Raw genomic sequence first — 25,775 nt, 5'->3', positions numbered from 1 at the left:
TTGCCCCCCGCGCGAACGCGCCCGCTCACGACGGGTCTGCCCGCGAACCGCCCGGTTTTCCTGGACACTGGACACGTGCGACTCATCCTGAACCTGATCTGGCTCGTCCTCTGCGGCTTCTGGATGGCGGTGGGCTACGCCATCGCGGGCATCATCTGCTGCGTCCTCATCGTGACGATCCCCTTCGGGCTCGCGTCCTTCCGCATCGCCAACTACGCCCTGTGGCCCTTCGGCCGCACCATCGAGTCCCGCCGCGACGCGGGAGCGGCCTCGGTGCTGGGCAACGTCATCTGGATCGTGTTCGCGGGGTGGTGGCTGGCCCTGGGCCACATCATCACCGGCATCGCCCTGTGCGTGACGATCATCGGCATCCCGCTGGGCATCGCCAGCTTCAAGCTGATCCCGGTCAGCCTGGTGCCGCTGGGCTCGGTCATCGTGCCGTCGGACCAGTACGTGCCCGCGGGCTACCGGCGCTGAGCAGGCGCTCGGGTCACGGAATCTCGGGCTCCACCAATTCCGCCGCCCGCTTCGCCGCCGGACACAGAGCCCGCCCGTCCTGCCCAGTCGTCTGCACATCCACCCGCGACGTCGGGGTCACCTCGATCGACACCGCACAGCCACCACCAGCCCCCCGCAGCGACTGGACGGCCCGTCGCGCGCCCAGCGTCAGCCGGATCTTCTCGCCGTTGGCGACCACTCGGTCCAGCCCTGCTTCCGGGAAGAACACGACCCCCAGGGTGTACCTGTCGTCGACAACCGGGTCGTCTCGAACAATCCACTGACAGAGCAGCGAAGAGGGCAACTCGCTCCGCTTGGGCTCCTCATTCGCGAACACCGCGGACTTCGCCTCGTCTGTCAGCAGTGCGCACGGGTCGATTGATCCCGGCTCCGCGCTGCCCGCCGAAGATGTCGGAGACGATGTGCTCGTTCCTCCTGCCCCCCGGCTCGACGCAGGCCCCTCAACGGGGTTGCCAACCACCTCAGCCGAGCACCCCACCAACGCCAACGCACTCAGCAGTGAACCAACAGCAGTCGAGATCCCCTTGCTTCGCACAGTCATCCCATCATGTCCCCAACGAGCGCGCACTCGCTTCGTCTACTTCACGATAGTTGCTCATCGCTACCTTGATGGCGGCTTCCGCTTCTTCGAGCGCCTTGTCGAAGGCGACCAACTGGGTGATGAAACCTTGGGCATCAGTAGCCACCTGCAGCACATACGGCTTCATCACCCGAGCGGCATTGGTACCACCCAACATCGGCTCCTGCTCAAGAACCGTCAACTCACCCTGCTTGAAAGCGAGCCAGTCGCGCATCTTGGCTATCGCCTCTAGCAGTGGCTTGCCCCCGTGGTCGTTGACGGCGAACTGGCCGCTCGATGCGGCAGCCAGGAAGCCGCTCATCGCCGAGCCGATGGCAGCTATGTCGCCAGGCACGTTTCCACCCGTGGTCATCCGAACTCCCCCCACGATCACTCCGACCATCGAAGGCATCCTACGAACCGAAGGGGAGGCTGTCTCAGCTAATGAAACAGTCAGTCGTCCTCTTCCGCCCACAGGGTCGACTCCCACGGGATCTTTGTGATGAGGCACGGCCCGCCGACGAACAACCCGGCGTCGATGCCCAAGGCCTTCCCGCCCGCGTATTCGTAGGGACCATCGATCAGCGCGGGCGGGACGCCCAGGGCGTCGGCGATGACCGAGTGCCCGTGGATCACCATGGTCCCGCCGTAGGCGGCCAGCAGCTCGTCCACCGCCGCCTCGCCCGCGGGGCCGCGGAAGGCGTAGCGGGTCGTCATCCGGCGCCAGAGCTCCCACCACTCGACGATGTCGTCGGAGTGCAGGATGTCGGAGACGGTGGTGTTGACCGTCTCGATGTCCTCGCCCCAGAAGAGGTACTCGGTGGTGTCCGAGTGCATCAGCAGGTCGTCGCCGACCAGGGCGACCACGGGGCGGGAGGTCAGCCAGGCCACGTGGTCGTCGGTGAGGGCGTCCTGGTCGGAGCGCAGGCCGCCGTTCATCTCCCAGCTCCGGGCGAAGCTGCGGGGGCCGAAGTCCGAGGGGACCTCCTCGTCGCCGAACTTGTGCATGCCCAGGAGCAGGATCTCGTGGTTGCCGAGCAGGGTCTGGACCTGGCCGCCCGCCTCGGCGGCCTGCGCGGCGAGGGCCATGACCAGCTCGATGACGCCGATGCCGTCGGGGCCGCGGTCGACGAAGTCGCCGAGGAACCACAGGTGCCGGGGGCCGCCGGTCCAGTGGCCGTCCGGGTCGACCAGGCCTCGGGTGTGCAGGGCGGCGACCAGCTCGGCGCGGTGGCCGTGCACGTCGCCGACCACGAACGTCTCGGGCGCCTCCGGCTCGGGCGCTGTCTCAGCGGGGTCGTGCTCCACACCCGTGACGATAGGCGAGTCGCCGAACGCGTGCGCAGCGCGCGTCCTCCTGTGACCTGGGATGATCACCCGGCGGGAAACGGATCGGCCGTTCGGCCCACGAGTTCGGCCACCGACTCGATGACCCGGGTGGGCCGATAGGGGAAACGCTCGGCCGTGTCGGCGCCGGAGATGCCGGTGAGCACGAGGATGGTCCGCAGGCCCGCCTCGAGGCCCGCGAGGACGTCGGTGTCCATCCGGTCGCCGATCATGAGGGTGTTCTCGGAGTGGGCTCCGAGGGAGCGCAGGCCCGAGCGCATCATCAGGGGGTTGGGCTTGCCGACGTAGTAGGGCGCGCGGCCGGTGGCCTTCTCGATCAGCGCGGCGACGGCGCCGGTGGCGGGCAGCGAGCCCTCCCGGCTGGGGCCGGTGGCGTCGGGGTTGGTGGCGATGAACCGGGCGCCCTGCTCGATGAGGCGGATGGCGCGGGTGATCGCGGAGAAGCTGTAGGTGCGGGTCTCGCCGAGGACGACGTAGTCCGGGTCGGTGTCGTTGAGGATGTAGCCGACCTCGTGCAGGGCGGTGGTCAGCCCGGCCTCGCCGATGACGAACGCCGAGCCGCCGGGCCGCTGCGACCGCAGGAACTGGGCGGTGGCCAGCGCGGAGGTCCAGATGGACTTCTCCGGCACGTCCAAGCCGGTGCGCAGCAGCCTGGCGCGCAGGTCGCGCGGGGTGTAGATGGAGTTGTTGGTCAGCACCAGGAAGGGGTTGTCCCCGGCCGTCAGCTCGGCGATCAGCTCCGACGAGCCCGGGATGGGGTGCTGTTCGTGCACCAGCACCCCGTCCATGTCCATCAGGTACGTCCACACCATGCCCGCGACGCTACCCACGCCGAGCCGCCCGCGCTCCCGTGGACGGCCACGGCCACCGCTTTGACCCGGATGTGCACCCGGCTGCCCGGTTCCAGCGCCAGGTCGGCGACGGCGGCGGGGGTCAGGTCGGCGGCGAGACCGGCGGCCCAGCCGGGGCCCGTGAGCCGGACGCGGATCGTGTCGCCGTGCGGTTCCAGGGCGCTGACCTGGGCGGACGCGGTGTTGCGCTGGCTGCCGTCGACCGGTCCGGGGTGCACGGAGACGTCGGCTGGGCGGAAGACGGCGACGGCGGGCTCGTCGACCGGGCCCGGGGTGGCGGCGGCGACCAGGGCGCCGTCGGCGGTGCGCAGGCCCCCGGGGACGGCGGTGCCGGGGATGAGGTTGAGCCCGGCGATGCGGGCGGTGAAGGCGGTGCGCGGGCGGGACAGCACCTCGCGGGTGGGCCCCTGCTCGACGATCGCGCCGCTGCCCAGCACCACGACCCGGTCGGCCAGGGCCAGGGCGTCGAGCGGGTCGTGGGTGACCAGCAGGGCCGTCTGCCGTCCCAGCACCCGCCGGACGACGCCGCGCAGCGCCGGGGTGGCGTCCACGTCGAGCGCGGCGAACGGCTCGTCGAGCAGCAGCACGTCCGGGGCGGCGGCCAGGGCCCTGGCCAGGGCGACCCGCTGGGCCTGGCCGCCGGACAGCGCCGATGGCCTGCGGTCGGCGAACTCGGCGGCCCCGACCTGGGCCAGCCAGTCCCGCGCCGCCGCGTGCGCGGCCCGCTTGCCCACCCCGCGCGACCGGGGTCCGAAGGCGACGTTGGCCTCCGCGGTCAGGTGCGGGAACAGCAGCGCGTCCTGGGCGAGCAGGCCGACGCGGCGGCGGTCTGGCGGCAGGTCGGTCACCGCGCGCCCGCCGACCTCGACCACGCCGCTGTCAGGCCGCAGGAGTCCGGAGACGACGGCGAGCAGGGTCGACTTGCCCGACCCGTTGGGCCCCAGCACGGCGACGACCTCGCCCGGTCCCACCCGCAGCGACACCCCCAGGTGGAAGCGCCCCCTCGACGCCTCCACCTCGACGCGCAGCCCGCTCACCGCAGGCCCTCGACCGCGCGCGGCCGGGCCACCGCGATGACCAGGACGGCCAGCACGACCAGCAGCAACGACAACGCCACCGCACCGTCCACATCGGTCTCCGCGAGCAGGTACACCTGCAACGGCAGGGTCCGCGTGACACCCTCCAGCGACCCGGCGAAGGTGATCGTGGCCCCGAACTCACCCAACGCGCGCGCGAACGACAGCACCAGCCCCGACCCGACCGCGGGCAGCACCAGCGGGACCGTGACCCGCCGGAACACCGTCCACGGCCGCGCGCCGAGCGTCGCCGCGACCGCCTCGTACCGCTCCCCCGCGGTGCGCAACGCCCCCTCGAGCCCGACGACCAGGAACGGCATCGCGACGAACGTCTGCGCGATGATCACGGCGGCCGTCGTGTAGGGGATGCGGACGCCGGGGAGCTGCGATCCGAGCAACCCGTTGCGCCCCAGCAGGTACAGCAACGCCAACCCGCCGACGACGGGCGGCAGCACCAGCGGCAGCAGCACCACCGCCCGCAGCAGCCGCACACCCCGGACCCGGGACCGGGCGAGCACGACCGCCAACGGCCCGCCGAGCACCAGGCAGAGCGCGGTGGACACAGCGGCCGTCTCGACGGACAGCCGCAGCGCCGCGAGCGCGCCCGGGCCGGCCACCTTGCCCGGCAGCGCCGCCAGGTCCGCCCGGCCCAGCAGGCCCACCACGGGGAGCACGACCAGCGCCAGCGCGGCGACGGCGGGCACCCACAGCAGGACCGGCAGGCCGGTGCGGACCGGTCTGGTCACGGCGTGCCGAACCCGGCCCGGCCCAGCTCGGCCTGGCCGTCGGCGCCGGTGACCAGCGCGAGGAACTTCGCGGCGAGGCCGGGCTGCGGCGCGTTCTCGAGCATGGCGATCGGGTACGGGTTGACGGCCCCCTCCGACTCGGGGAAGTCGATCACGCCGACCTCGTCCCCCGCGGCCTGGGCGTCGGTGACGTAGACCAGCCCGGCGTCGGCCTCGCCCAGGCGCACCTTGGTCAGCACGGCTTTGACGTCCTGCTCCTCGCTGACGGGCAGGATGTCGACCCCGGCGGCCTCCTCGACCCGCACCGACGCCGACCCGCACGGCACCTGCGGCGCGCAGAGCACGACGGCCAGGCCGTCCCTGGCCAGGTCGGCCAGGCCCGCGACCCGGGCCGGGTTGCCGGGCGGGGTGACGACGACGAGCCGGTTGGTCGCGAAGACCTGGGCCGGGAGGACCTGGTCGGCGACCTTCCCCATGTTCCCCTCGTCGGCGGAGGCGAACACGTCCACGGCCGCGCCCTCGCCGATCTGCTGGGCCAGCGCGGAGGACCCGGCGAAGTTGACGACGACCTCGACGCCCGCGTTGTCGGCCTCGAACTCCTCCGCCAGCGCGGTGAACGACTCGGTCAACGACGCGGCGGCGAAGACGGTCAGCGTCTTCGCCGCCCCGATCGAGCCGCACCCGGCGAGGGCGAGTGCCGCGGCGGCGACCAGGGCGAGCTTGCGCATGCGTCTCCTTCAGGGGGTCTCGACGATGACGTTGGTCGCCTTGACCACCGCGACGGCCAGCGAACCGGGGGCGAGCCCCAGCTCGCGCACCGCCTCGGCGCTCATCAGCGACACCACCCGGTGCGGGCCGCACTGGATCTCCACCTGGGCCATGACGGTGTCGGCGGTGATCGAGGTGACCAGGCCGACGAACCGGTTGCGGGCGGAGCTGGCGCCCCCGGTCGGGTCCGGGACGGTGGCGGCCTGGTCGCGGGCGAAGCGGGCCAGCGCGGCGCCCTCGACGACCTTGCGGCCCGCGGCGTCGGTGGCCACCGGCAGGTGCCCGGCGTCGGCCCAGCGGCGCACTGTGTCATCGCTGACACCGAGCAGGCGCGCGGCCTCAGAGAACCGATAGTGCGGCATGTACAAGACAATACTGTCGCAAGTGCGGTGTGACTGAACGATCGAAGGCGCAGACGCTTTCACGAAAGCGATCCACAGCCACTCCGGCGACTACCCTGGAAGTGGTGAGCATCCCCGTTGACCTGGGCCTTCCCGCCGTCCCGAACGCCACGCGCAGACCGGACACCCCCGAGCTGGTGGACCGGTTCGGGCGGGTGGCCACGGACCTGCGGGTTTCCCTGACTGACCGCTGCAACCTGCGCTGCACCTACTGCATGCCCGCCGAGGGCCTGGACTGGCTGCCGGGCGGCGACCTGCTGTCCGACGCGGAGCTGACCAGGCTGATCCGGATCGCGGTCACCGCCCTGGGGGTCACCGACATCCGCTTCACCGGGGGTGAGCCGACGTTGCGCCGGGGGTTGGAGGGGATCATCGAAGCAACGGCGGCGCTGGACCCGCGGCCCCGCATCTCCATGACCACCAACGCGATCGGGCTGGCGCGGCGCGCGCGGTCACTGCGGGCGGCGGGCCTCGACCGGGTGAACGTCTCGCTCGACACGCTGGACCCGGCCCGGTTCACGGAGCTGACCAGGCGCGACCGGTTCGCCGACGTGCTGGCCGGGCTCGCGGCGGCGCGGGAGGCGGGCCTGGAGCCGGTGAAGGTCAACACCGTGCTGATGCGCGGGGTCAACGACGACGAGGCCGTGCCGCTGCTGCGCTTCTGCCTGGCGCACGGCTACCGGCTGCGGTTCATCGAGCAGATGCCGCTCGACCCGCAGCACGGCTGGGACCGCGGGGAGATGGTGACGGCCGAGGAGATCCTCGCCCGTCTCAGCGCCGAGTACGACCTGACCCCGCAGGCGCGCGGGGCCGCCCCCGCGGAGCGCTGGCTGGTCGACGGCGGCCCGGGCGACGTGGGGGTCATCGCGTCGGTCACGCGGCCGTTCTGCGCCGCGTGCGACCGCACGCGGCTCACCGCGGACGGGGCGCTGCGGTCGTGCCTGTTCGCGACCGGGGAGACAGACCTGCGGGCGCCGCTGCGCGGTGGGGCCTCCGACGAGGAGTTGGCCGGGGTGTGGCGGGGCGCGATGTGGGCCAAGGCGGCGGGGCACGGAATCGACGGCGGCGGGTTCACGCAGCCCGACCGGCCGATGAGCTCGATCGGAGGGTGAGGTCGCGGTGACCGAGGTGAAGGTGCGGTACTTCGCGGGCGCGCGCGCCGCGGCGGGGATCGCGGAAGAGACGGTGACGCTGCCGGAGGGCGCGACAGTGGCTGAGGCGTTGGTGGCGCTGGGGGCCGCGCGCGGGCCGGGGTTGGTCCGGGTGTTGGCGTCGGCGAGTTTCCTGCTGGACGAGGTGGCCGTGCGCGACCGCGACACCAGGCTCCCCGATGTGGCGATCCTGGACGTCCTCCCCCCCTTCGCCGGGGGCTGAGGAGGTGGCGCCGGGGGTGCCCATTTGGCCGATCGGACCGCCCGGAGAGGTGCGCCAACTCTCACTGAAAGTGAATTATCTCGGGTAGGACACGGGCCGGTAACAGCCAAGTGCACGGCGTTTAGCTGGGCTTTTACCCTCGATCGTGACCGATAGCCGGTTGTTACCGTGACGACGGTCACTACTCTTCGAGTTTGGGTTCCTCTCAGCGGTTACGTACCGTCGCTTTCGGTCGGACCCGAAACCGACCGCGGCTAGACCTGCACGACCCGGGAGCACGTAGTGCCAAGCCCTGTCCGGCGGGCTCCTGGGAACCAACCCCGAGCGAAAGCGACTTCCGGACAGGGGCGAGGGACCACACCGGTTCACGGGTGACCGTGAGCGGGAGTGGCGCCGAGGACAGACTCGGCTAGGCCGGCCACGCGCCGACCAACCCGCCGCGTCATCTGAGCGCGCAGGCACGGGAGGCGAGACTCTCAATGTCGTACCGAGGCAAGCACCGCAAGCCGTCCAGCACCCAGCGCACCATCGCCCGCGCCATCGTGACCGGTGTCGCAGTCGGCGTTCCGTTCGCCGCCATGGCCGCCCCGGCTTCGGCGGACTCGGTCAACTGGGACGCCATCGCCCAGTGCGAGAGCGGTGGCAACTGGGCCATCAACACCGGCAACGGCTACTACGGTGGCCTGCAGTTCCACCCCAACACCTGGCGCGCCAACGGCGGCACGGGCTCGGCCCACAACGCCAGCCGCGCGGAGCAGATCCGCGTGGCGGAGAACGTGCTCAAGACCCAGGGCATCGGCGCATGGCCGGTCTGCGGCAAGAAGGCGGGCTCGGCGGCGTCCTCGTCGTCGTCCGGCAAGTCCGAGCAGAAGTCCGCCACGACGCAGAAGAAGTCGACGACCCAGAAGAAGTCGACCACGCCGAAGAAGAGCACCACCGCTCCGGCGAAGAAGCAGCAGGCGACCCCGGCCCCCGCGACCACCTCGGGCGTCACCAAGTCCAACCCGGCGGGCGACTACACCATCGTCGCGGGCGACACCCTCTCCAAGATCGCCATCGCGCAGTCCGTCGAGGGCGGCTGGCAGGTGCTGGCGGAGAAGAACAAGGACTACATCAGCAACCCGAACCTCATCCTCGTTGGCCACAAGATCGTCACGAAGTAGGTTCACCGCTGTTCCGATGGCCCCCGACCCACCTGGTCGGGGGCCATCGGCCTGTCTGCGATCACCAAGCCCCCTCTGAGTCGCCCGCACTGAGTCGCCCGCACCTGGCTGCGCAACGTCCGCGTGGGCGTGCGGCTGCGGTCGAACATGGTCGTGGGAGGCGACTGGGCGGCGAGCGGACGACGCGGAGGACGGCCGGGGCCCGTCAGGGGCAGTTGACCCACTCGTCGGTGCCGTCGGTGAAGTGCTGGTGCTTCCAGATGGGCAGGCGGGCCTTGACCTCGTCGACCAGGCGGGCGCAGGTGTCGAAGGCGGCGCGGCGGTGGTCGGCGGACACGGCGACCGCGAGGGCGGTGTCGCCGATGGCCAAGGGGCCGATGCGGTGGGAGACGGCCAGGGCTCGGGTGCCGGGGGAGGTCGTGGCGATCTCCGCCGCCACCTCGGCGATGACGGCGGCGGCGGAGGGGTGGCCCTCGTAGGTGAGGGAGACCACGGCCTTGCCGCCGTCGTGGTCGCGCACGACGCCCGCGAAGGTGACGACGGCGCCCGCGGCGCGGTGGGAAGCCAGGGCGGCGTGGTCGTCGACGGAGATCGGGCTGTCGGTGACCTCGGCCCGCAGCACCTCGGCGGGCGTGGTCGGCGCGGACTGGTGGTCGCCGCCCGCCAACTGGTCCAGGGCGTGGTCGAGGACCCCGTCGAGCACGCCGAGACCGTCCTTCACCCCGCCGCTGGACCCGGGCAGGTTGACGACCAGGGTGCTGCCCGCGACACCAGCGAGGCCCCGGGACAGCACGGCCGTGGGCACCTCGGGCAGGCCCGCGGCGCGGATGGCGTCGGCGAGACCGGGGATGTCGTGGTCGAGGACCGCGCGGGTGGCCTCGGGAGTGCGGTCGGTGGGGGTGACACCCGTGCCACCGGTGGTGATGACGACCGAGACGGCGTCGGCCACGGCGTCGCGCAGGGCCGCCTCGACGGGGGCGCCGTCGGGCACGACGACGGGGTCGGGGGTCTCGACCCCGCGCCCGCGCAGCCAGGCGGCGATCACCGGCCCCGTCTTGTCCTCGTAGACCCCGCGCGCCGCCCGGTTGGACGCCGTGATGACCCGCCCCGTCCGCGTCACCGCGTCCACGACCCGGTCTTGCCGCCGTCCTTGCTCTCCACCCGGACCGCGTCGAGCACGGCGGCCGGGTCGACAGCCTTGATCATGTCGTGCAGGGTCAGGCCGCAGACCGCCACCGCCGTCAGCGCCTCCATCTCGACCCCGGTCCGGTCGGTGGTCTTGGCGGTCGCGGTGATGCGCACCTCCGCACCCACCGGCTCCAACTCGACCCGCACCCCGGACAGCGCGATCGGGTGGCACAGCGGGATCAGGTCGGGCGTGCGCTTGGCACCCATGATCCCCGCGATGCGCGCCGTCGCCAGCGCGTCCCCCTTGGGAAGACCGTCCCGCACCAACAACTCGACGACGGCCTCGGTCGTCCTGACAACCCCAGAGGCCACGGCCCGCCGCACCGTCACGCCCTTGCCCGAGACGTCGACCATCCGGGCGGCGCCAGAGGCGTCCACATGGCTCAGTTCACCCACGACGCCGAGCCTACTCACGCCGCGCGGGCCGGTCGTGGCGACTGCGGATGGCGTCAGGTGGTGGCTGAGTTGGTGGCGGTGGTGGCCTTGCGGACGGCCTCGGCCACCGCGGGGGCAACTGCGGCGTCGAAGACGCTGGGGACGATGAAGGAGGCGTTGAGGCGGTCGCCGTCCACCACGTCGGCGATGGCGTCGGCGGCGGCCAGGAGCATCTGGTCGGTGATGGTGTGGGCCTGGGCGTCGAGGAGGCCGCGGAAGACGCCGGGGAAGGCCAGGACGTTGTTGATCTGGTTGGGGTAGTCCGAGCGGCCGGTGGCGACCACGGCGGCGTGGCGCTGGGCCTCGATGGGGTCGATCTCCGGGTCGGGGTTGGCCAGGGCGAACACGATGGCGTCGTCGGCCATGGTGGCGACCTGGTCGGCGCCGAAGAGGTCGGGGGCGGAGACGCCGATGAACACGTCCGCGCCGACCAGGGCGTCGTGCAGGGAGCCGGAGGTGCTGTCGCGGTTGGTGTTGGCGGCGACCCACCGCAGGTTGGCGTCGGTGTCGCCGCGGCCGGCGTGCACGATGCCGTCCACGTCGACGGCCAGGACGTCGCCGGGGCCGCGCTGCAGCAGCAGGCGGATGATCGCCGAGCCCGCCGCGCCCACCCCGCACACCACGATCTTGCAGTCGGCGAGGCTCTTGTCGACCACCCGCAGCGCGTTGCGCAGGGCGGCGACCACGCAGATGGCGGTGCCGTGCTGGTCGTCGTGGAACACCGGGATGTCGAGCTTGTCGCGCAGCCTGGCCTCGATCTCGAAGCAGCGCGGCGCGGCGATGTCCTCCAGGTTCACCCCGCCGTAGACCGGGGCGATGAGCTCGACCGCGCGGATGATCTCCTCGGTGTCCTGGGTGTCCAGGCACACCGGCCAGGCGTCGACGCCCGCGAACTTCTTGAACAGCGCCGCCTTGCCCTCCATCACCGGCAGCGCGGCGGCCGGGCCGATGTTGCCCAGGCCCAGCACCGCCGACCCGTCGGTGACCACGGCGACGGTGTTGCGCTTGATGGTCAGGCGGCGGGCGTCCTCGGGGTTCTCCGCGATCGCCATGCAGACGCGCGCGACGCCGGGGGTGTAGGCGCGGGAGAGGTCGTCGCGGTTGCGCAGCGGGACCTTGTTGCTGATCTCGATCTTGCCGCCGAGGTGGATGAGGAAGGTCCGGTCGGAGACCTTGCGGACCTCGACGCCGTCCAGGTCGCCGAGCGCGTCGGTGATGACGCGGGCGTGCTCCGCGGAGGTCGCGTTGCAGGTGAGGTCGACCACGACGCTGTCAGCGTGCGACTCCACGACGTCGAACGCGGTGAGGACACCGCCGACGCGACCGACCGCGCTGGTCAGGTCGCCCGCCGCGCTGGCGGACGGGGGTGCCTCCACCCGGACGGTGATCGAGTAACCAGGGCCGGGGACAGGCATGTCGGCGCGCTCCAGACTGCGTCGTTCAGGGGTCTGGGCGAGCTTAACGCTGTCACACCGCGATAAACGCCGCCAGGGCGTTTATCGCGGTGTGATGATCACCTGTTGATCTCGGTGACCGGGTGCACGTAAGGGGTGCTCTCCAACGGGAACGTGGTGTCGCCGAAGGGCGAGAGCGCGCCCTGCCGGTCGGAGTGCAGCTCGGACACGGCGTGCGAGCCGTCCTCGGGGTGGCGCCACTCCGGGTCGACGCGGTCCTTCTTCGTGACCTTCGCCATCGATCCTCCTAAGTCCGGCAGCTTCGTCGGGCTTGGCCGCGTTGCGGGGGCCCGTGTTCGCGATAGTCGCGCCGGACGCGGCCCCACAACACGTCCTGGTGCTGAGATTAGCGGAACGACCAGCCGTATACCGTGGTCAGGGTGTCCGGCACCACGCTCACCGACTGGCTGCGAGCCAGGGACGACGAGGAGCTCGCCGCGCTGCTGCGCGCCCGCCCCGACCTGGCCACCCCCCGTCCGGCCGACACCGCCGTGCTGGCGTCCCGGGCGGGCACCCGCGCCTCGGTGGCGCGCGCCGCGGAGGGCCTCGACACGCTGACCCTGGCGGTGTTGGACGCGCTGCTGGCCGCCGACGCCGACCGGGCGCCCGCGCCGCTGAGCCGGGTGGTCGGCCACCTGCCGCCCGAGGTCACCGCCGCGCAGGTGGGCAGCGCCGTCGCCAAGATGCGGGCGGTGGCTCTGGCCTGGGGCCCGGACGACGCCGTGGCGCTGCCGCCCGCCGCCCGCGAGGCCGGGAGCCCGGCCGCCGGTCTGGGGCGGCCCGCCCCCGGCCTGGACGGGGTCGACGTCGCCGGGTTGCTGGCCGGGCTGCCCGACGACGAGCGCAAGGTCCTCGACACGCTGGCCGCGAGCCGCCCGATCGGGCGCACCAAGGACGCCGCGGTCGTGGTGCCGCTGGGAAAGGCCGTCACCCCGATCCAGCGGCTGCTGGCCAGGGGGCTGCTGGTCCGGCTGGACGCGGAGACCGTGGAGCTGCCCGGCCAGGTGGGCGCGGCCCTGCGCGGCGGGCCCGCCCCGTCGACCAGGACCGTCTCAGTGACCGAGCCGGTGCTGCGGACGTCCACCCGCAAGGCCGCGCTGATCGACTCCACCGCCGCCGGGGCCGCGCTGGAGGTGGTCCGGCACACCGAGACGCTGATCAGGCTGTGGTCGGCCGACTCGCCGCCGGTGCTCAAGTCCGGCGGGCTGGGCGTGCGGGACCTGAAGAAGGTCGCCAAGGCCGTCGAGCTCTCCGACCGGGACACGACCGTGCTGGTCGAGGTGGCCGCCGCCGCGTCGCTGGTGGCCGACAGCGAGACCACGTCGCCGGAGTGGGTTCCGACCACCCACGCCGACCTGTGGCTGGCCGCCGCGCCCGCCAACCGGTGGGCCACGCTGGCCGCCGCGTGGCTGGACCTGCCGCGCGTGCCCGGCCTTGGCGGGATGCGCGACCCCAAGGACCGGCTGCTCGCGCCGCTGTCCGACGAGCTGCGCAGGCCGGTGGCCCCGGTGGAGCGGCTGCGCGTGCTGGAGGCGCTGGCGCAGCTCCGCGCGGGGGTCGCCGTGGTCGACGCGGACGAGCTGGCGGCGCTGCTGGCCTGGCGGGCGCCGCGCCGCGGCGGGCGACTGCGCGATGACATGGTGCGCTGGACGGTGGCCGAGGCGACGCTGCTGGGGGTCGTGGCACTGGGCGCGCTGAGCGGGCCGGGGCGGGCGCTGCTGGACGATGGCGCGCAGGCGGCGGCCAGGCGGATGGCCGACGCGCTGCCGGAGCCGGTGGACCACGTGCTGGTGCAGGCCGACCTGACCGTCGTCGCCCCCGGCCCGCTGGAGCCGCACCTGGCCGCGCTGATCACCGAGACGGCCGACGTGGAGTCGGCGGGCAGCGCCACGGTGTACCGGGTCAGCGAGACCTCGGTGCGGCGGGCGCTGGACGCGGGCCGCACCGCCGAGGACCTGCACGAGCTGTTCCGCACCCGCTCGCGCACCCCGGTCCCGCAGTCCCTCGACTACCTGATCGACGACGTCGCCCGCCGCCACGGCAGGCTGCGCGGCGGCTCCACGTCGTCGTTCCTGCGCTGCGACGACCCCGCGCTGATCGCCGAGGTCGCCGCCAGCCCCGTCGCCGCTGGCCTGCAGTTGCGCAAGATCGCCCCCACGGTCCTGGTCAGCCCCTTGCCCCTGCTCGACATCCTCGACGACCTGCGCGCCGCGGGCTTCGCCCCCGCCGCCGAGGGCACCGACGGCCAGGTCGTCGACCTGCGCCCCACGGGCCGCCGCATCCAGACCCCGGCACGCGCCCTGCGCCGCACCCTCCCCCGCACCCCCGGCGCCGACCAACTCCTCGACGTCGTCGCCGCCATGCGCGCGGGCGACCGGGCAGCCGAGAGCCGCCGGGGCCGCACGGTCTCCCCGCGCGGTGGTTCCGGAACGGGCACCGGCACCGCGGAGACGCTGACCCTCCTCCAAGACGCGGCCAGGACCGGCCGAGCGGTCTGGCTGGGCCTGGTGGACGCCCACGGCGTGGCGAGCCAACACGTCGTCGAACCCCTCCGCACCGGCGGCGGGATAGTGGAAGGCCGAGACCCCGCCAGCGACGAGATCCGCCGTTTTCCCCTGCACCGGATCACCAGCGCGGCCCTGGTTGAGGAGTCCTGACGCGGAGCCCGTCTCGGGCGTGGCGCCGGCGGAGGTGGGCGCCGTGGAGGTGGCCTGCCAGGACACGCCGCAGGCGCGCAGCTTCGATGGCGACCAGGTGGTGAACGCGGTGATGCCCCAGCCCGCCGAGGACGTCCGGGCGATCAGGCAGATCCGCTCGCCGGATCGACCCTCGGGCGTCCCCCGCTCCGTTCTGGGTCCAGTGCCGTGAACCCCCGCTTGGTGAACGCGTGTGACGCTCGGCTGCTGGGGGTTGCCGGTGGTGTGGACGCGAGAGCCCCGGGCACCTGTGAGGGCGACCGGGGCTCAGGCGGTAGATCAGACCGCGCGGGACATGCGTTGCTGCATGGCGTGCTCGACGAGGGTGATCAGCGTCTCCTTGGTGGAGTCGCGGTCGCGGGCGTCGGTGGTGACTATCGGAACCGTCGGCTCGACCGTGAGGGCGTCGCGGACGTCGTCGATGCGGTGGTGCAGGACGCGGTCGAAGCAGTTGAGCGCGATGACGTAGGGCAGGCCGCGGTCCTCGAAGAAGTCGATCGAGGCGAAAGCGTCGGCGAGCCTGCGGGTGTCGACCAGGACGATCGCGCCGATGGCGCCGCGGACCAGGTCGTCCCACATGAACCAGAAGCGGTGCTGGCCCGGGGTGCCGAACAGGTACAGGATCAGGTCCGAGTCGAGCGAGACCCGGCCGAAGTCCATCGCGACGGTGGTCGTGACCTTGTTCGGGGTCGACGACAGGTCGTCGACGTCCACGCTGGCCTCGGTCATGACGGCCTCGGTGGTCAGCGGCACGATCTCGGAGACCGACCCGACCAGGGTGGTCTTGCCGACGCCGAAACCACCGGCGACGACGATCTTGGCCGAGGTCGTCGGCTGCGGGGCGGCCCCCCGCGCGCTGAGGGGACTAGAGCCTGCGGAGCCCACTGAGCACCCTTTCCATGAATTCGATCGACGGCCGGTCGCCGACGACCATGCCGCTCTGGTGGATCGAGACCAGCCCCATGCCCGCCAGGTCGCCGATGAGCACCCGCGCCACGCCCAGCGGCAGCCGCAGGTGCGCGGCGACCTCGGCGACGGAACGGGTGTCCATGCACAACCCGCAGATGGACTTGTGCTCAGGGCGGACCGTGGCGTCCGGGGACCGGCCTCGGTCGCTGGTGGAGACCAGCGCCTCGATCGCCAGATCGTAGTCGGAGCGGGTGCGCCCGCCCGTCTTGGTGTACGGGCGGACCAGCGACCCGGTCTCGTGCGGTGCCGGGTCGTAGAAGTTCGCGCTGGTCGGAGCCGGTGCGGGTGCGGGGGCGGGGGCGACCGGCGCGGCGAACTCGGGTTCGTACTCCTCGGCGAAGTCCGACTCGTAGCCCTGCTCGTACCCGGCCTGCTCGTAGCCCTGGGCCTGCCCGCGGCGGGAGGCGTGGACCGGCTCGTAGTCGTCCTGCTCGTACTCGGGCTGGAACTCGGCCACGGCGGGGATCTCCTTGCTGTCCCAGTCGGTCTGGGACGGGATGCCCGCGGCCATGCTCGAGTCGCCGTACAGGGTGGCGCTCGGCCCGCCGAACAGCCTGGCCCGGAACCCGTCGATGTCGAACCGGTTCGGCGGTTCGCCGAACTCGGTCCCGGAGAGGTCCTCCCACCCGCGCTCGGACATGTCCGTCAGCCTCCGCTCGCCGCTCATCGCGTGCTCACCCGCTCGATCACCGGCGCTGCGTGCCCTGTAGCTGGGCGCGCAGCTCGGGGGTCATCTGCTGGCCGACTCGCTCGACCAGCAGGGTCATCTCGTAGGCGACCAGGCCGATGTCGCAGTTCGGTGCGGCGAGCACGGCCAGGCAGGAGCCGTCGGAGATGGACATCAGGAACAGGTAGCCGCGGTCCATCTCGACCACGGTCTGGTTGACCCCGCCCGCCTCGAAGCAGCGCGCGGCGCCCGCGGTCAGGCTGACCAGGCCGGAGGCGACCGCGGAAAGCTGCTCGGCGCGGTCGCGGGGCAGGCCCTGGGAGCCGGCGAGCAGCAACCCGTCGGCGGACACCACCACGGCGTGCGCCGCGCCAGGGACCTGACGGACGAAATCGGTGATGAGCCACCCGAAGCTGCCGGGCTGGTGTACGGACGCGGTCGTCACTCCTGCTCCTCGTCTTGGCGGCTCTCGTCTGATGAACCGGTCTGGTCTCCAGGGTAGGCGTCCACGAGGGCGTGCCGCCCCCGCCTCACACCTTGCTGGAAGCTGGACATGCGCCCGCGGACGGCGTCCGCGGTGCGCGGTGGGAGCGGGGGCGCCGCCGCTGAGTCGTCGGCGGCCTCCTCCTTGGGCGCCGCCGAGCCGGGCACCAGGTGCGCCTTGGGGACGCGTTTGGGCAGGCCCGCCGTGGTAATGGTCTCCGCCGGGGTGTCCAGCAGGGCCCGTGCCCGCTGCCACCCGTCGTCGCCCGGCGACTGCCAGGCTGCCGCCCGCGCGGTCTCGGCCTCGGTGGCCTGCGCCTCGACGGGGGTGTCTTGTTCGCCCTCGGCGTAATCGGCCTGGGCCGCCGGGGGCGTGGCCGCCTGCTCGGGCTCAGCGCCCGCCAGCGGGTGCGGGGTGGACCCGGAGTCCGTCGCCTCGAACCACTGGGACAGGACGGCCTCGTAGATCGGCAGCCGCTCGGTCGGGGCGTCGAGGCCGCGGTCGACCGGGGCCTGCTCGGCCGGGGCGCTGTGCTGCCAGGAGGTGAACGGCGCGTAGGCGTCGGTCTCGGACCGGTCCGGCTCCGACTCGAGCGGGCGGTCGAAGGAACCGGAGAACGACTCCGGCTCCGGCTCGCGGTCGCCGGGGGCGTGGCCGTTGGTCCGGCCGCCGAAGGCGCTGCCGATGCCCGCGGCGCGGGTCGGGCTGTCGGCCGGGGGCTGGGCGTCGTGGTCGGGCAGCGTGGCGCCGAACAGGTCGTAGCCGCTGTCCTCGAGCTCGGGGCGCCGCGGGGTGCCGAAGTCGGGAGCCGGGCGCTGGTCGGGCTCGGCGGTGGTGGTGGCGGCCTCGTCGTCCTCGCCCGCGGGGGTGAGCTGGCCGCCGGAGAAGTCGAAGCCGTGCCCGTTGAGCCGGGAGGCGACCTCCTCCGGGTCGGCGGGCGGGCCCCAGCCGCCGGTGTCCTCGATGCTGCCGCCGCCCCACTGCGGCTCGAAGGACGGGAAGCCCGCGAGGTCGTCGGCGGAGCGCTCGACCGGGGACTCGGCGATGACGCCGCCCTCGGTGCGCGCGGAGCCCGCGCGGTTGGACCCGCCGAAGGCGCCCGCGATTCCGCTGGCCTTGACAGCGGTGTCGCCGAAGCCCGCGGTCTGCTGGATGGCGTTGCCGCCCGCGCCGGTGGTGACCAGCGCGGCGGGGACGGTGATGCGGGCGATCAGGCCGCCCTCGACGTCCTCGTTGTCGCGCAGCCGGACCTTGATGTCGTGCCGCTTGGCCAGCCGGGCGACCACGTACAGGCCCATCCGGCGGGTCACCGCGACGTCGAGGTCGGGCGGGTCGGCCAGGCGGGCGTTGGTCTGCTCGATCTCGTCGGCGTTCATGCCCACGCCGGAGTCGGTGATCTGGACGGCCAGTTCCTTCTTCCGGGTGGTGGCCATCCGCACGTAGACCTTCTTCTCCGGCTCGGAGAACGAGGTCGCGTTGTCCAGCAGCTCCGCGATCAGGTGGACCAGGTCGGAGACCGCGCGGCCCTGCACGGCGATCTCCGGGGCGCTGAGCACCTCGATGCGGGCGTACTGCTCGACCTCGGACACCGCGGCGCCGACGACCTCGGAGGCGGGCACCGGGCGCGAGAGCTGCCGGGACAGGCCGGAGCCCGACAGCACCAGCAGCGACTCCGAGTTGCGCCGCATGCGCGTCGCGAGGTGGTCGAGCTCGAACAGGCTGGCGAGCTGGTCGGGGTCCTGCTCGTCCTGCTCGAGCCGGTCGATCAGCGAGAGCTGGCGCTCGACCAGGGTCTGCGACCGGCGGGAGAGGTTGACGAAGATCGAGTTGATGTTGTCGCGCAGCAGTGCCTGCTCGGTCGCCATCCGGACCGCCTGGTCGTGCACGGCGTCGAAGGAGCGGGCGAGCTGGCCGGTCTCCTCGCGGGTGAACACCGGCACCGGGTCGACGGCGGACTTGGACGCCTCCACCGGGTCGGGGTCGGCGAGGATGCGCTGGACGGTCTCGGGCAGCCGCCGGTTCGCCACGTCCAGGGCGTCGCGGCGCAGCACGCGCAGCGGGACCAGCAGCGAGCGCGCGACCAGGACGGTGACGCCGAGCGCGGCCAGGATGGCCAGCAGCACGATGGCCGCGTCGCGCCAGGCCACGAAGGCCGCGTCGCTGGCGGAGTTCTGGGCGCTGCTGCGCAGCGCGCCGAGCAGCGAGACCTCGACGCGGCGCATGGCCTCCGCGGTGACCCGGGCGTCGTTGACCAGGCGGGCCTGGTCGATGGTCAGCGGGTTGCCGCGGTCGGCGTCGTTGAACGCGGTGACCACGATCCGCTCGCGGTCGTCGACCTCGGCGCCGGAGAACGTGTCGGCGAAGAACTGGGCCTCGTTCGCGTCGGCGTTGGCCCGGAAGTTGGTGATGGCCGCGTCGTAGCTGGCCGAGGCGGCTCGGGCCTGCTGCAGCATGCCCGCGGGGAAGGAGTCGCGGGCGGCGGCGATCAGCAGGATCGCGTTCTGCCTGCCCTGGAACTCCTTGGCCTGCACGATGGCCAGCGCGGCGGCGCCGAGCCGGGAGATCTCCGGCTGGGCCAGCGTGGAGGTGAACTCCGCGCCCGCGCTGAGCACGTTCTCCAGCAGGCCGGTGTAGGCCTGGTAGACCGCGACGTCGGGGTAGGCGCTGTTGAGCGCGGCGTCGCGCACGGCGCTGACCGCGTTGAGCCGAACGACCAGGTCGTCGAGCAGCGGGGCGTTGCTGGTGGTGGCGTCCTCGGCGGCCTGGCTCAGCTTGGTCAGGCTGGAGTCGGTGCGCTGGATCTGGGCGTCCATCGTGGCCTTGTCGCCGCTGCGGCCGCCTGCCACGTAGGAGACGACGAGGTTGCGCTCGCCCTGCAGGTCGTGCACGAGGGCGACGACGTCGAGGGTGGCGGCGATGGAGGACGAGGCGTCGCCGAAGGTGCTGGCCCGGTCGAGCTCGTTGGCGGTGCGCAGCACGCCGAGCGCGATGGCGGTGATGATCGGGACGAGCAGGACCGCGATGAGCTTGGTGCGCAGCCGCCAGTTGCGCAGCCGCCAGCGCGGACCGCCCTCGACGATCTTGCGACCGGAGCTCCTCGCCTTGGCCGCGGCACCCGCTTCCGCCTCGGACGTCGCGGGCCCTCCGGTGTGGTCGGGCACTGCCAGCACTCTCCCTGCATCTGAGCCAGTAGCCCGTCGAGTCGGAGGCCAGCTCTCACGGACAACTACACAGCATGGGACGCCTCCGGGCCAGGACCATGACGGCCCCGCTGCTGCCTGCTAGAGCGTACCCCCGACTGTGAGCACAGAAGGTAGCGAAGTCCCCGCCACGATGTAAGCCTTCCAGGGGACAGTCACAGATGGGTATCCAAGTCAGTCGGACCCCAGTGCTCGAGTCCAGTTAGTAAACGCTGTTTACATTAGGGGGGATATCACCCGTATGGAGTAAAACGGTTGCCCGCTTCGAGACAACAGTTACGTTCAGTAAACCCCAGGTCAGAAGTCATCTCGAGTTCGCCCACACGGGTTAACTGAACCACCTGATTCAGTGAGAGGGTTCACCACTAGGCACCTAGTGCGTACTCATTGTGACCCGCATGCCAAGTCTCTACAGTGCGTCTCGGTGTCCAGGGGGAACTGCACCTCAGACAAACCCGTGTGCTCCTACGAGGAGAGGCTCCAATGCTTCGACGCTTTGCCCGCGGCCGGGCCCGTGCCCGCCTGCCCATCGCCGCCGTGGCGATGACCCTGCTCGCGACCGTGAGCGGGTGCGGCCTGCTCGGCGGTGACGACTCGGGCGGATCGAACGCCTCGGGCACCGGCGCGGTGGAGAAGGCCAAGATCAAGGTCGGCGTGCTGCCGGTCGTCGACGCCGCCCCCTTCTACCGGGCCGTCGAGCAAGGCTACTTCAAGGAGGAGGGCGTCGAGGTCGAGCCGGTCGTCATGGCCTCGGGTCCGGCTGGGATCAGCGGCGTGCTCAACGGCGACCTCGACATCGCCTTCACCACCTACCCCGCGGTGCTGCAGGCGCAGAGCACCAAGGTCGCCGACTTCAAGATCGTCGCCGACGCGCTGGCCGCCAAGCCCGGCCACCTGGTCGTGGTGGCCCCGCCGAACTCCTCGCTGAAGACCCCGCAGGACATCCCGGGCAAGCGCATCGCGCTCACCGCCCGCCGCAGCATCAGCGACCTGGCGCCGTCTTCGGTCCTCAAGACCTTGGGCGTGGCGCACGAGTCGATCCAGTGGGTCGAGATGCCGTTCCCGAACATGATCACGGCCATGCAGAACGGCGAGGTCGACGGCGCCGTGCTGGCCGAGCCGTGGGTGACCACCGCGCAGAAGCAGCTCGGCGCGGTCCCGGTGTTCGACTGCGCCACCGGCCCCACCGCCGAGATCCCGATGTCGGGCTACACCGCGGTCAGCGGCAACGGCAAGTTCGCCACCACCAGCCCCAACACGCTCGCCGCCTTCCAGCGCGGGCTGTCGCGGGCGCAGGCCGAGGCGACCGACCGCACCAAGATGGAGCCGATGTTCGTCAAGTACGCCAAGGTCGACGAGCAGACCGCCAAGCTGGTCACGATGTCGACCTACCCCACCTCGCTGGTCCCCACCCGCATCCAGCGGGTGGCGAACCTGATGAAGGACTTCGGGGTGATCCAGGGCGCCCTGGACGTGGCCACCATGATCCCGAACGCGGGCACCGCCGGTAAGTGACGTGCGGCGCGGTCCTCGGTTCACCGCCGGGCTGGTCGGTCTGGTCGGCCTCTTCCTCGTGTGGGAAGCGGCCAGCCGGACCGGCCTGGTCCCGGAGTACTACCTGCGGCCACCCTCGGTGGTCCTGCCCACCCTGGTCCGGCTGCTCGGCGACGTGGGGTTCCTGCGGGCGGTGATCGCCACCGTGCTGGCGACCCTGATCGCGGTCGCGCTGTCGGTCCTGATCGCGGTGCCCGCCGGGCTGCTGCTGGGCAGCGTGTCCTGGGTGCGCAGGGCGATGATGACGGTGGTGGAGTTCCTGCGGCCGATCCCGGCCGTGGCGCTGATCCCGCTGGCCCTGCTGACCTTCGGCACCGGCCCGGACACCAAGATCGTGCTGGCCACCTTCGCCGGGCTGTGGCCGGTCCTGTTCAACACGATGTACGCCCTCGACGAGCTCGACCCCCTGCACGTGCAGACCGCGCGGGCGTTCGGGGTCGGCCGCCTCGGCGTGCTGACCAGGGTGGCGCTGCCCAGCGCGGCGCCGTTCGTGCTGACCGGCGTGCGGCTCACCTTCGCCATGTCGCTGGCCGTCGTGGTCAGCGTGGAGCTGTTCTCCGGCGGCACGATCGGCCTCGGCCAGCTCGTGCTCGAGGCCAGCGCCGGGGCGTCTCAGATGGACGTCGTGCTGGCCGGGACCGTGCTGGCCGGGGTCATCGGCTACGCGGCGAACGCGGGGCTGGAGAAGCTCAACGACCGCCTGTTCGGGTGGAACGCGCGCGGGGGTGAACGGTGAGGCTCCTCAAGGAGGCGGGCCAGCGCTGGGTCGTGTTCGCCGTGGCCGTCCTGGTCTGGGAACTGCTCGCCCGCGCCGCCGACGACGTGTTCTTCCCGCCGCCGACCACGATCGCCGAGGCGGCCGGGGAGCTGTGGTTCTCCCCGCTGTTCGGCGAGCACGTGGTGCCCGGCGTCGGCCGGATGCTGGCCGGGTTCGCCACCGCCGCGGTCGTCGGGGTCGCGCTGGGCGTCCTGCTCGGCCGGTCGGCGACCGCGATGGCCTACCTGAGCCCGGCGTTCACCTTCATCCGGTCCATCCCGCCGCCGCTGCTGGTGCCGTTCTTCGCCGCGACCATCGGGGTGACCTCGATGCAGCTCCCGACGATCGCCTTCGGCGCGCTGTGGCCGGTGCTGCTCAACACCGTCGACGGCGCCCGCTCGGTCGACGCGACCAAGGTCGAGACCGCGCGCGCGTTCCGGCTCAGCCGGGCGCAGTGGCTGCTGGGCGTCGTGCTGCCCTCGGCGCTGCCGAAGGTGTTCGCCGGGCTGCGGCTGAGCCTGTCGATCGCGCTGGTGCTGATGGTCATCTCGGAGCTGATCGGCTCGCTCAACGGCGTCGGCAACCAGCTCGTGCAGGCCCAGCGCGACTACGCGCTGCCCGCGATGTGGGCGTGGATCGTGCTGCTGGGCATCCTCGGCTACCTGTTCAACACGCTGCTGCTGCTCGCCGAGCGGCGGGCGCTCGCCTGGCAGCCGGGCCACTCCCCCGAAGCCAAGACCCTCGCCACCGGAGGCTGACGTGACAGACCTGTCGAAGGCAGGGCCGATGCTCGAGGTCACCGACCTCGGCCACACCTACCAGGGCAAGGACGGCGCGCACGACGCCATCGACGCGCTGGGCTTCTCGGTCGGGGCGGGCGAGCTGGTCTGCGTGGTCGGCCCGTCCGGCTGCGGCAAGTCGACCCTGCTGCGCACCATCGCCGGGCTGGTCAGGCCGTCCAGGGGTGCGGTCAGCCTGCACGGCTCCCCGGTCGACGGGGTCCCGGCCGACCTGGCGGTGGTCTTCCAGGACTACAGCCGCTCGCTGTTCCCGTGGCTGTCGGTGCAGCGCAACGTCGAGTTCCCGCTGCGCGGCCTGGCCAGGGCCGAGCGCGCGTCGCGGGCGGCCGAGGCGCTGGCGTCGGTCGGGCTGGACAAGGCGGGCCGCAAGTACCCGTGGCAGCTCTCCGGCGGCATGCAGCAGCGGGTGGCCATCGCCCGCGCGCTGGCCTATCGCCCGGCGCTGCTGCTGATGGACGAGCCGTTCGCCTCGGTCGACGCGCAGACCCGGTTCGAGCTGGAGGACCTGCTGCTGCGGGTGCGCCGCGAGCAGGACACCACGGTCCTGCTGGTCACCCACGACATCGACGAGAGCGTGTACCTGGGCGACCGAGTGCTGGTGCTGTCGAAGTCGCCCGCGACGGTGGTCGCGGAGCTGACCGTCGACCTGGGCGCCGAGCGCGACCAGATCACCACCCGGGCCAGCGAGGAGTTCGTCGAGCTGCGGGCGCGGGTGGCCGGGCTGCTGCAGGGCGTGCCCCAGCAGCGCTCGGTGCCGGTCGAGCACTGACCTCGCGCGAAGGCCCCCGGCTCGGTGCGCCGGGGGCCTTCGCCGGGTGTCAGGCGTTGATCTTGATGCAGATGGCCTTCGCCGGGTCCGAGTAGGCGAACGCGGTGTCGGCGCCCACCTCACGGCACTTCGTCTTCTCCGTCTCACCGTCGAGGACGTCGAGCACCTCGTACTGGGCGCCCGCGCAGTCGACCCTGGCGGCCTTCTCCGCGGACTCCAGGTCGTTGAGGCAGTCGCCCTTCTCCACGTTCAGGGCCAGGCACAGCCCGTAGCCCGCGCCGCCGCGACCACGGCTGGTGTACTGCAGGAAGTCGCCCTCCGGGCAGCGGCCGACCGAGCTCTCGCTGCGCTTGGTGATGACGAAGACGGCCCCCGGCTCGGAGCAGTCGATCTTGTCGACGTCCGCGTCGTCCGCCTCGGCCCGGTTGACCTTGATGCACTCGCCCACCTCCGCGCCGGAGGGGGTGCTGGTCTGCTGCCAGATGTAGGCGCCCCCGAGGACGAGCCCGAGGACCAGCAGCACGGCCAGGCTGGTCTTCCAACTCCTCTTCTTGGGCGGCTGCTGCTGGGGCGCCGTGGGCTGGCCGGGCTGCCCCGGGAAGGGCTGACCGTGCGGTGGCTGCCCCTGGAACGGCTGCCCCTGGGGCGGGGGCTGCTGGCCCGGCGGCGGTTGGTCAGGGGGCGGCTGCGTGGTCATAGGAAGGCACCTCGGGTGTCAGGGGGCAGCGTTCGCCGCCGAATTTCGTCACTCGCGGTGAGAACGTAACTGGCAGAACCGCGCCATGTCACACGAATGGAGTAATCGCAACCTGCGGCGGGCCGCTGCCTACCTGCGCTCCTCCATGCAGATCACGCGGGGCGGCTCGGTGTAGATGAGCCCGTCGTTGGTGTTCAGCGCGCCCGCGCAGGCGTCGGGCTCGGATCGGCCCTCGACGACCTCGAGCACCTCGTGCTCGGCGCCGGAGCAGGCGACCCGCTTGGCCTGGGCCGCGATGACGATGTCGTCGAAGCAGTCACCCTTCTTGGCGTTGACCACCAGGCACAGCGAGAAGTCCGAGCCGCGACCGCTGCTGGTGTACTGCTGGTAGTCGCCGTCCGGGCAGGTCGCCTTGGCGCTGTCGAGCTTCTTGCCGACGACGAAGACCGCCGCCGGGTCGGCACAGTCGATCTTGTCGACGTCCGCGCTGGTCGAGCCGCCCCGGTTGACCTTGATGCAGTCGCCCGCGTCGGCGCTGGCCGGGCTCTTGGTGAACGACACCACGCCGACCACACCCGCGACCACGACGAGCGCGAGGACCACCACCGCGCCGATCAGCTTGCGCTTCCTCGCGCCCTTGCCCACCTGGCCGGGCGGCACCTCGGACATCGGCGGCTGCGCGTACGGCGGGGACTGGCCGGGCTCGCCCTGCGGCTGGCCGGGGTAGGGCTGGCCCACCGGCGGCGCGGTGGCGCCGAACTGCTGGCCCTCCGGGCCGGCCTGCCCGTACTGCGGCTGGCCGCCGGGGGGCGTGCCCGGGTGCTGGCCGGGGTGGGGCTGCCCGTACACGGGCTGTCCCTCCGGTGGGGTCTGCGGCGGGTGCTGGCCGTAGGCGGGCTGGCCGCTTGACGGGGTCTGCGGGGGCTGCCCGTGCACGGACTGACCACTGGGCGGGCCCTGCGGCGGCTGCTGCCCATACCCGGGCTGACCCTGCGGCGGGGTTTGCGGGGGCTGCCCATGTACAGGCTGACCCTGCGGCGGGGTCTGCGGGGGCTGCTGCCCATACCCAGGCTGCCCCTGCGGCGGCTGCTGGCCGTACATGGGCTGCCCCTGCGGTGGCTGCTGCCCGTACCCAGGCTGACCCTGCGGTGGCTGCTGGCCGTACATGGGCTGACCCTGCGGCGGGGTCTGGGGGTGCTGCTGACCGAAGCCGGGGTGCGGCTGACCACCGGGCGGGGTGTGCGGGGACGGGCCCTGCCGGTCGGGGTCCGGTGGTTGCGGGTTCGACATCGGGGTGCACC

Annotated in this window: 28 protein-coding genes; 10 read left to right on the top strand and 18 right to left on the bottom strand. The window is 72.3% G+C overall.

The genetic code is table 11. From position 1 onward, the window contains the following. Positions 1–75: 75 nt before the first annotated feature. Positions 76–477 (top strand): YccF domain-containing protein, encoded by a 402-nt coding sequence (locus tag GCL84_RS22775; protein WP_156757562.1) that lies wholly within the window; start codon positions 76–78, stop codon positions 475–477. A 13-nt stretch (positions 478–490) separates the two neighbouring features. On the opposite strand, the gene GCL84_RS22770 is transcribed toward GCL84_RS22775, so the two are convergent. The 8 genes from GCL84_RS22770 to GCL84_RS22735 all read right to left on the bottom strand — a co-directional run bounded on the left by GCL84_RS22770 (position 491) and on the right by GCL84_RS22735 (position 6,228). Next, positions 491–1,060, bottom strand: coding sequence for a DUF3558 domain-containing protein (locus GCL84_RS22770; protein WP_156757561.1), 570 nt, complete (start codon positions 1,058–1,060; stop codon positions 491–493). Positions 1,061–1,064: 4 nt separating this feature from the next. Further along, positions 1,065–1,481 (bottom strand): hypothetical protein, encoded by a 417-nt coding sequence (locus tag GCL84_RS22765; protein WP_156757560.1) that lies wholly within the window; start codon positions 1,479–1,481, stop codon positions 1,065–1,067. Positions 1,482–1,531: 50 nt separating this feature from the next. Then, on the bottom strand, positions 1,532–2,386 hold the full coding sequence (locus tag GCL84_RS22760) for a metallophosphoesterase family protein (protein ID WP_235926602.1): 855 nt from the start codon (positions 2,384–2,386) through the stop codon (positions 1,532–1,534). A gap of 65 nt (positions 2,387–2,451) precedes the next feature. After that, on the bottom strand, positions 2,452–3,237 hold the full coding sequence (locus GCL84_RS22755) for an HAD-IIA family hydrolase (RefSeq protein WP_156757559.1): 786 nt from the start codon (positions 3,235–3,237) through the stop codon (positions 2,452–2,454). Continuing rightward, positions 3,219–4,313 (bottom strand): sulfate/molybdate ABC transporter ATP-binding protein, encoded by a 1,095-nt coding sequence (locus GCL84_RS22750; protein WP_156757558.1) that lies wholly within the window; start codon positions 4,311–4,313, stop codon positions 3,219–3,221. The genes GCL84_RS22755 and GCL84_RS22750 overlap by 19 nt, the downstream gene beginning before the upstream one ends. Further along, positions 4,310–5,074 carry an ABC transporter permease gene (locus tag GCL84_RS22745; RefSeq protein WP_156757661.1) on the bottom strand — a complete coding sequence of 255 codons (765 nt, stop codon included), beginning with the start codon at positions 5,072–5,074 and terminating at the stop codon, positions 4,310–4,312. The genes GCL84_RS22750 and GCL84_RS22745 overlap by 4 nt, the downstream gene beginning before the upstream one ends. 20 nt (positions 5,075–5,094) lie before the next feature. After that, a complete protein-coding gene (gene modA / locus GCL84_RS22740) occupies positions 5,095–5,826 on the bottom strand; it encodes a molybdate ABC transporter substrate-binding protein (protein WP_156757557.1) in 732 nt (243 codons plus the stop codon). A 9-nt stretch (positions 5,827–5,835) separates the two neighbouring features. After that, complete coding sequence (locus tag GCL84_RS22735) at positions 5,836–6,228, bottom strand: TOBE domain-containing protein (RefSeq protein WP_156757556.1); 393 nt, start codon at positions 6,226–6,228, stop codon at positions 5,836–5,838. A gap of 110 nt (positions 6,229–6,338) precedes the next feature. Between GCL84_RS22735 and moaA the strand changes: the two genes are divergently transcribed. From moaA to GCL84_RS30855, 3 genes are all read left to right on the top strand, one after another. Continuing rightward, entirely contained in the window at positions 6,339–7,379 is a 1,041-nt protein-coding gene (gene moaA, locus GCL84_RS22730; RefSeq protein ID WP_197523463.1) for a GTP 3',8-cyclase MoaA, read from the top strand. Positions 7,380–7,386: 7 nt separating this feature from the next. Then, a complete protein-coding gene (locus GCL84_RS22725; protein ID WP_156757554.1) occupies positions 7,387–7,641 on the top strand; it encodes a MoaD/ThiS family protein in 255 nt (84 codons plus the stop codon). 479 nt (positions 7,642–8,120) lie between these two features. After that, a complete protein-coding gene (locus GCL84_RS30855) occupies positions 8,121–8,804 on the top strand; it encodes a transglycosylase family protein (protein WP_156757553.1) in 684 nt (227 codons plus the stop codon). A gap of 205 nt (positions 8,805–9,009) precedes the next feature. Here GCL84_RS30855 and GCL84_RS22715 read toward each other — a convergent pair whose 3' ends face one another. From GCL84_RS22715 to GCL84_RS22700, 4 genes are all read right to left on the bottom strand, one after another. Further along, positions 9,010–9,924, bottom strand: coding sequence for a molybdenum cofactor biosynthesis protein MoaE (locus tag GCL84_RS22715; protein ID WP_156757660.1), 915 nt, complete (start codon positions 9,922–9,924; stop codon positions 9,010–9,012). Then, a complete protein-coding gene (moaC, locus tag GCL84_RS22710) occupies positions 9,921–10,388 on the bottom strand; it encodes a cyclic pyranopterin monophosphate synthase MoaC (RefSeq protein ID WP_156757552.1) in 468 nt (155 codons plus the stop codon). The genes GCL84_RS22715 and moaC overlap by 4 nt, the downstream gene beginning before the upstream one ends. 53 nt (positions 10,389–10,441) lie before the next feature. Next, positions 10,442–11,842 (bottom strand): NAD-dependent malic enzyme, encoded by a 1,401-nt coding sequence (locus GCL84_RS22705; protein WP_156757551.1) that lies wholly within the window; start codon positions 11,840–11,842, stop codon positions 10,442–10,444. Between the two features lie 98 nt (positions 11,843–11,940). After that, entirely contained in the window at positions 11,941–12,120 is a 180-nt protein-coding gene (locus GCL84_RS22700) for a hypothetical protein (protein ID WP_156757550.1), read from the bottom strand. Between the two features lie 141 nt (positions 12,121–12,261). On the opposite strand from GCL84_RS22700, the gene GCL84_RS22695 reads away from it, so the two are divergent. Then, positions 12,262–14,538, top strand: coding sequence for a helicase-associated domain-containing protein (locus GCL84_RS22695; RefSeq protein WP_156757549.1), 2,277 nt, complete (start codon positions 12,262–12,264; stop codon positions 14,536–14,538). A gap of 43 nt (positions 14,539–14,581) precedes the next feature. Beyond that, the gene (locus GCL84_RS22690) at positions 14,582–14,749 is read left to right on the top strand and encodes a hypothetical protein (RefSeq protein WP_156757548.1); all 168 of its coding nucleotides are present in this window, start codon (positions 14,582–14,584) and stop codon (positions 14,747–14,749) included. A 107-nt stretch (positions 14,750–14,856) separates the two neighbouring features. On the opposite strand, the gene GCL84_RS22685 is transcribed toward GCL84_RS22690, so the two are convergent. Genes GCL84_RS22685 through GCL84_RS22665 form a run of 4 tightly spaced genes read right to left on the bottom strand, consistent with a single transcriptional unit; the run spans position 14,857 to position 19,858 of the window. Continuing rightward, positions 14,857–15,462 carry a GTP-binding protein gene (locus GCL84_RS22685; protein WP_156757547.1) on the bottom strand — a complete coding sequence of 202 codons (606 nt, stop codon included), beginning with the start codon at positions 15,460–15,462 and terminating at the stop codon, positions 14,857–14,859. Further along, positions 15,443–16,213: a DUF742 domain-containing protein gene (locus GCL84_RS30290; protein ID WP_235926601.1), complete on the bottom strand. Its 771-nt coding sequence runs from the start codon at positions 16,211–16,213 to the stop codon at positions 15,443–15,445. The genes GCL84_RS22685 and GCL84_RS30290 overlap by 20 nt, the downstream gene beginning before the upstream one ends. A gap of 19 nt (positions 16,214–16,232) precedes the next feature. After that, positions 16,233–16,658, bottom strand: a complete 426-nt coding sequence (locus GCL84_RS22670; RefSeq protein ID WP_035289023.1) for a roadblock/LC7 domain-containing protein — start codon at positions 16,656–16,658, stop codon at positions 16,233–16,235. Then, positions 16,655–19,858, bottom strand: coding sequence for a sensor histidine kinase (locus tag GCL84_RS22665; RefSeq protein ID WP_197523453.1), 3,204 nt, complete (start codon positions 19,856–19,858; stop codon positions 16,655–16,657). Before GCL84_RS22665 ends, GCL84_RS22670 begins: the two co-directional genes overlap by 4 nt. A 522-nt stretch (positions 19,859–20,380) precedes the next feature. Here GCL84_RS22665 and GCL84_RS22660 point away from each other — a divergent pair. Genes GCL84_RS22660 through GCL84_RS22645 form a run of 4 tightly spaced genes read left to right on the top strand, consistent with a single transcriptional unit; the run spans position 20,381 to position 23,777 of the window. After that, the gene (locus GCL84_RS22660; RefSeq protein ID WP_156757545.1) at positions 20,381–21,412 is read left to right on the top strand and encodes an ABC transporter substrate-binding protein; all 1,032 of its coding nucleotides are present in this window, start codon (positions 20,381–20,383) and stop codon (positions 21,410–21,412) included. Between the two features lies 1 nt (position 21,413). After that, positions 21,414–22,187: an ABC transporter permease gene (locus tag GCL84_RS22655; RefSeq protein ID WP_235926600.1), complete on the top strand. Its 774-nt coding sequence runs from the start codon at positions 21,414–21,416 to the stop codon at positions 22,185–22,187. Continuing rightward, a complete protein-coding gene (locus tag GCL84_RS22650; RefSeq protein WP_156757544.1) occupies positions 22,184–22,966 on the top strand; it encodes an ABC transporter permease in 783 nt (260 codons plus the stop codon). The genes GCL84_RS22655 and GCL84_RS22650 overlap by 4 nt, the downstream gene beginning before the upstream one ends. A 28-nt stretch (positions 22,967–22,994) precedes the next feature. Beyond that, complete coding sequence (locus GCL84_RS22645) at positions 22,995–23,777, top strand: ABC transporter ATP-binding protein (protein ID WP_156757658.1); 783 nt, start codon at positions 22,995–22,997, stop codon at positions 23,775–23,777. Between the two features lie 49 nt (positions 23,778–23,826). Here GCL84_RS22645 and GCL84_RS22640 read toward each other — a convergent pair whose 3' ends face one another. Continuing rightward, the gene (locus GCL84_RS22640; RefSeq protein WP_156757543.1) at positions 23,827–24,474 is read right to left on the bottom strand and encodes an LppU/SCO3897 family protein; all 648 of its coding nucleotides are present in this window, start codon (positions 24,472–24,474) and stop codon (positions 23,827–23,829) included. Between the two features lie 129 nt (positions 24,475–24,603). Continuing rightward, on the bottom strand, positions 24,604–25,323 hold the full coding sequence (locus GCL84_RS22635; protein ID WP_156757542.1) for an LppU/SCO3897 family protein: 720 nt from the start codon (positions 25,321–25,323) through the stop codon (positions 24,604–24,606). Positions 25,324–25,775: the final 452 nt, after the last annotated feature.

It is taken from the genome of Actinokineospora pegani (assembly GCF_009745975.1).
GTDB classification, from domain to species: Bacteria; Actinomycetota; Actinomycetes; order Mycobacteriales; family Pseudonocardiaceae; genus Actinokineospora; species Actinokineospora pegani.
Note: the sequence above shows the minus strand (reverse complement) of the source record. Positions and strands in the feature narration are given on the sequence as shown.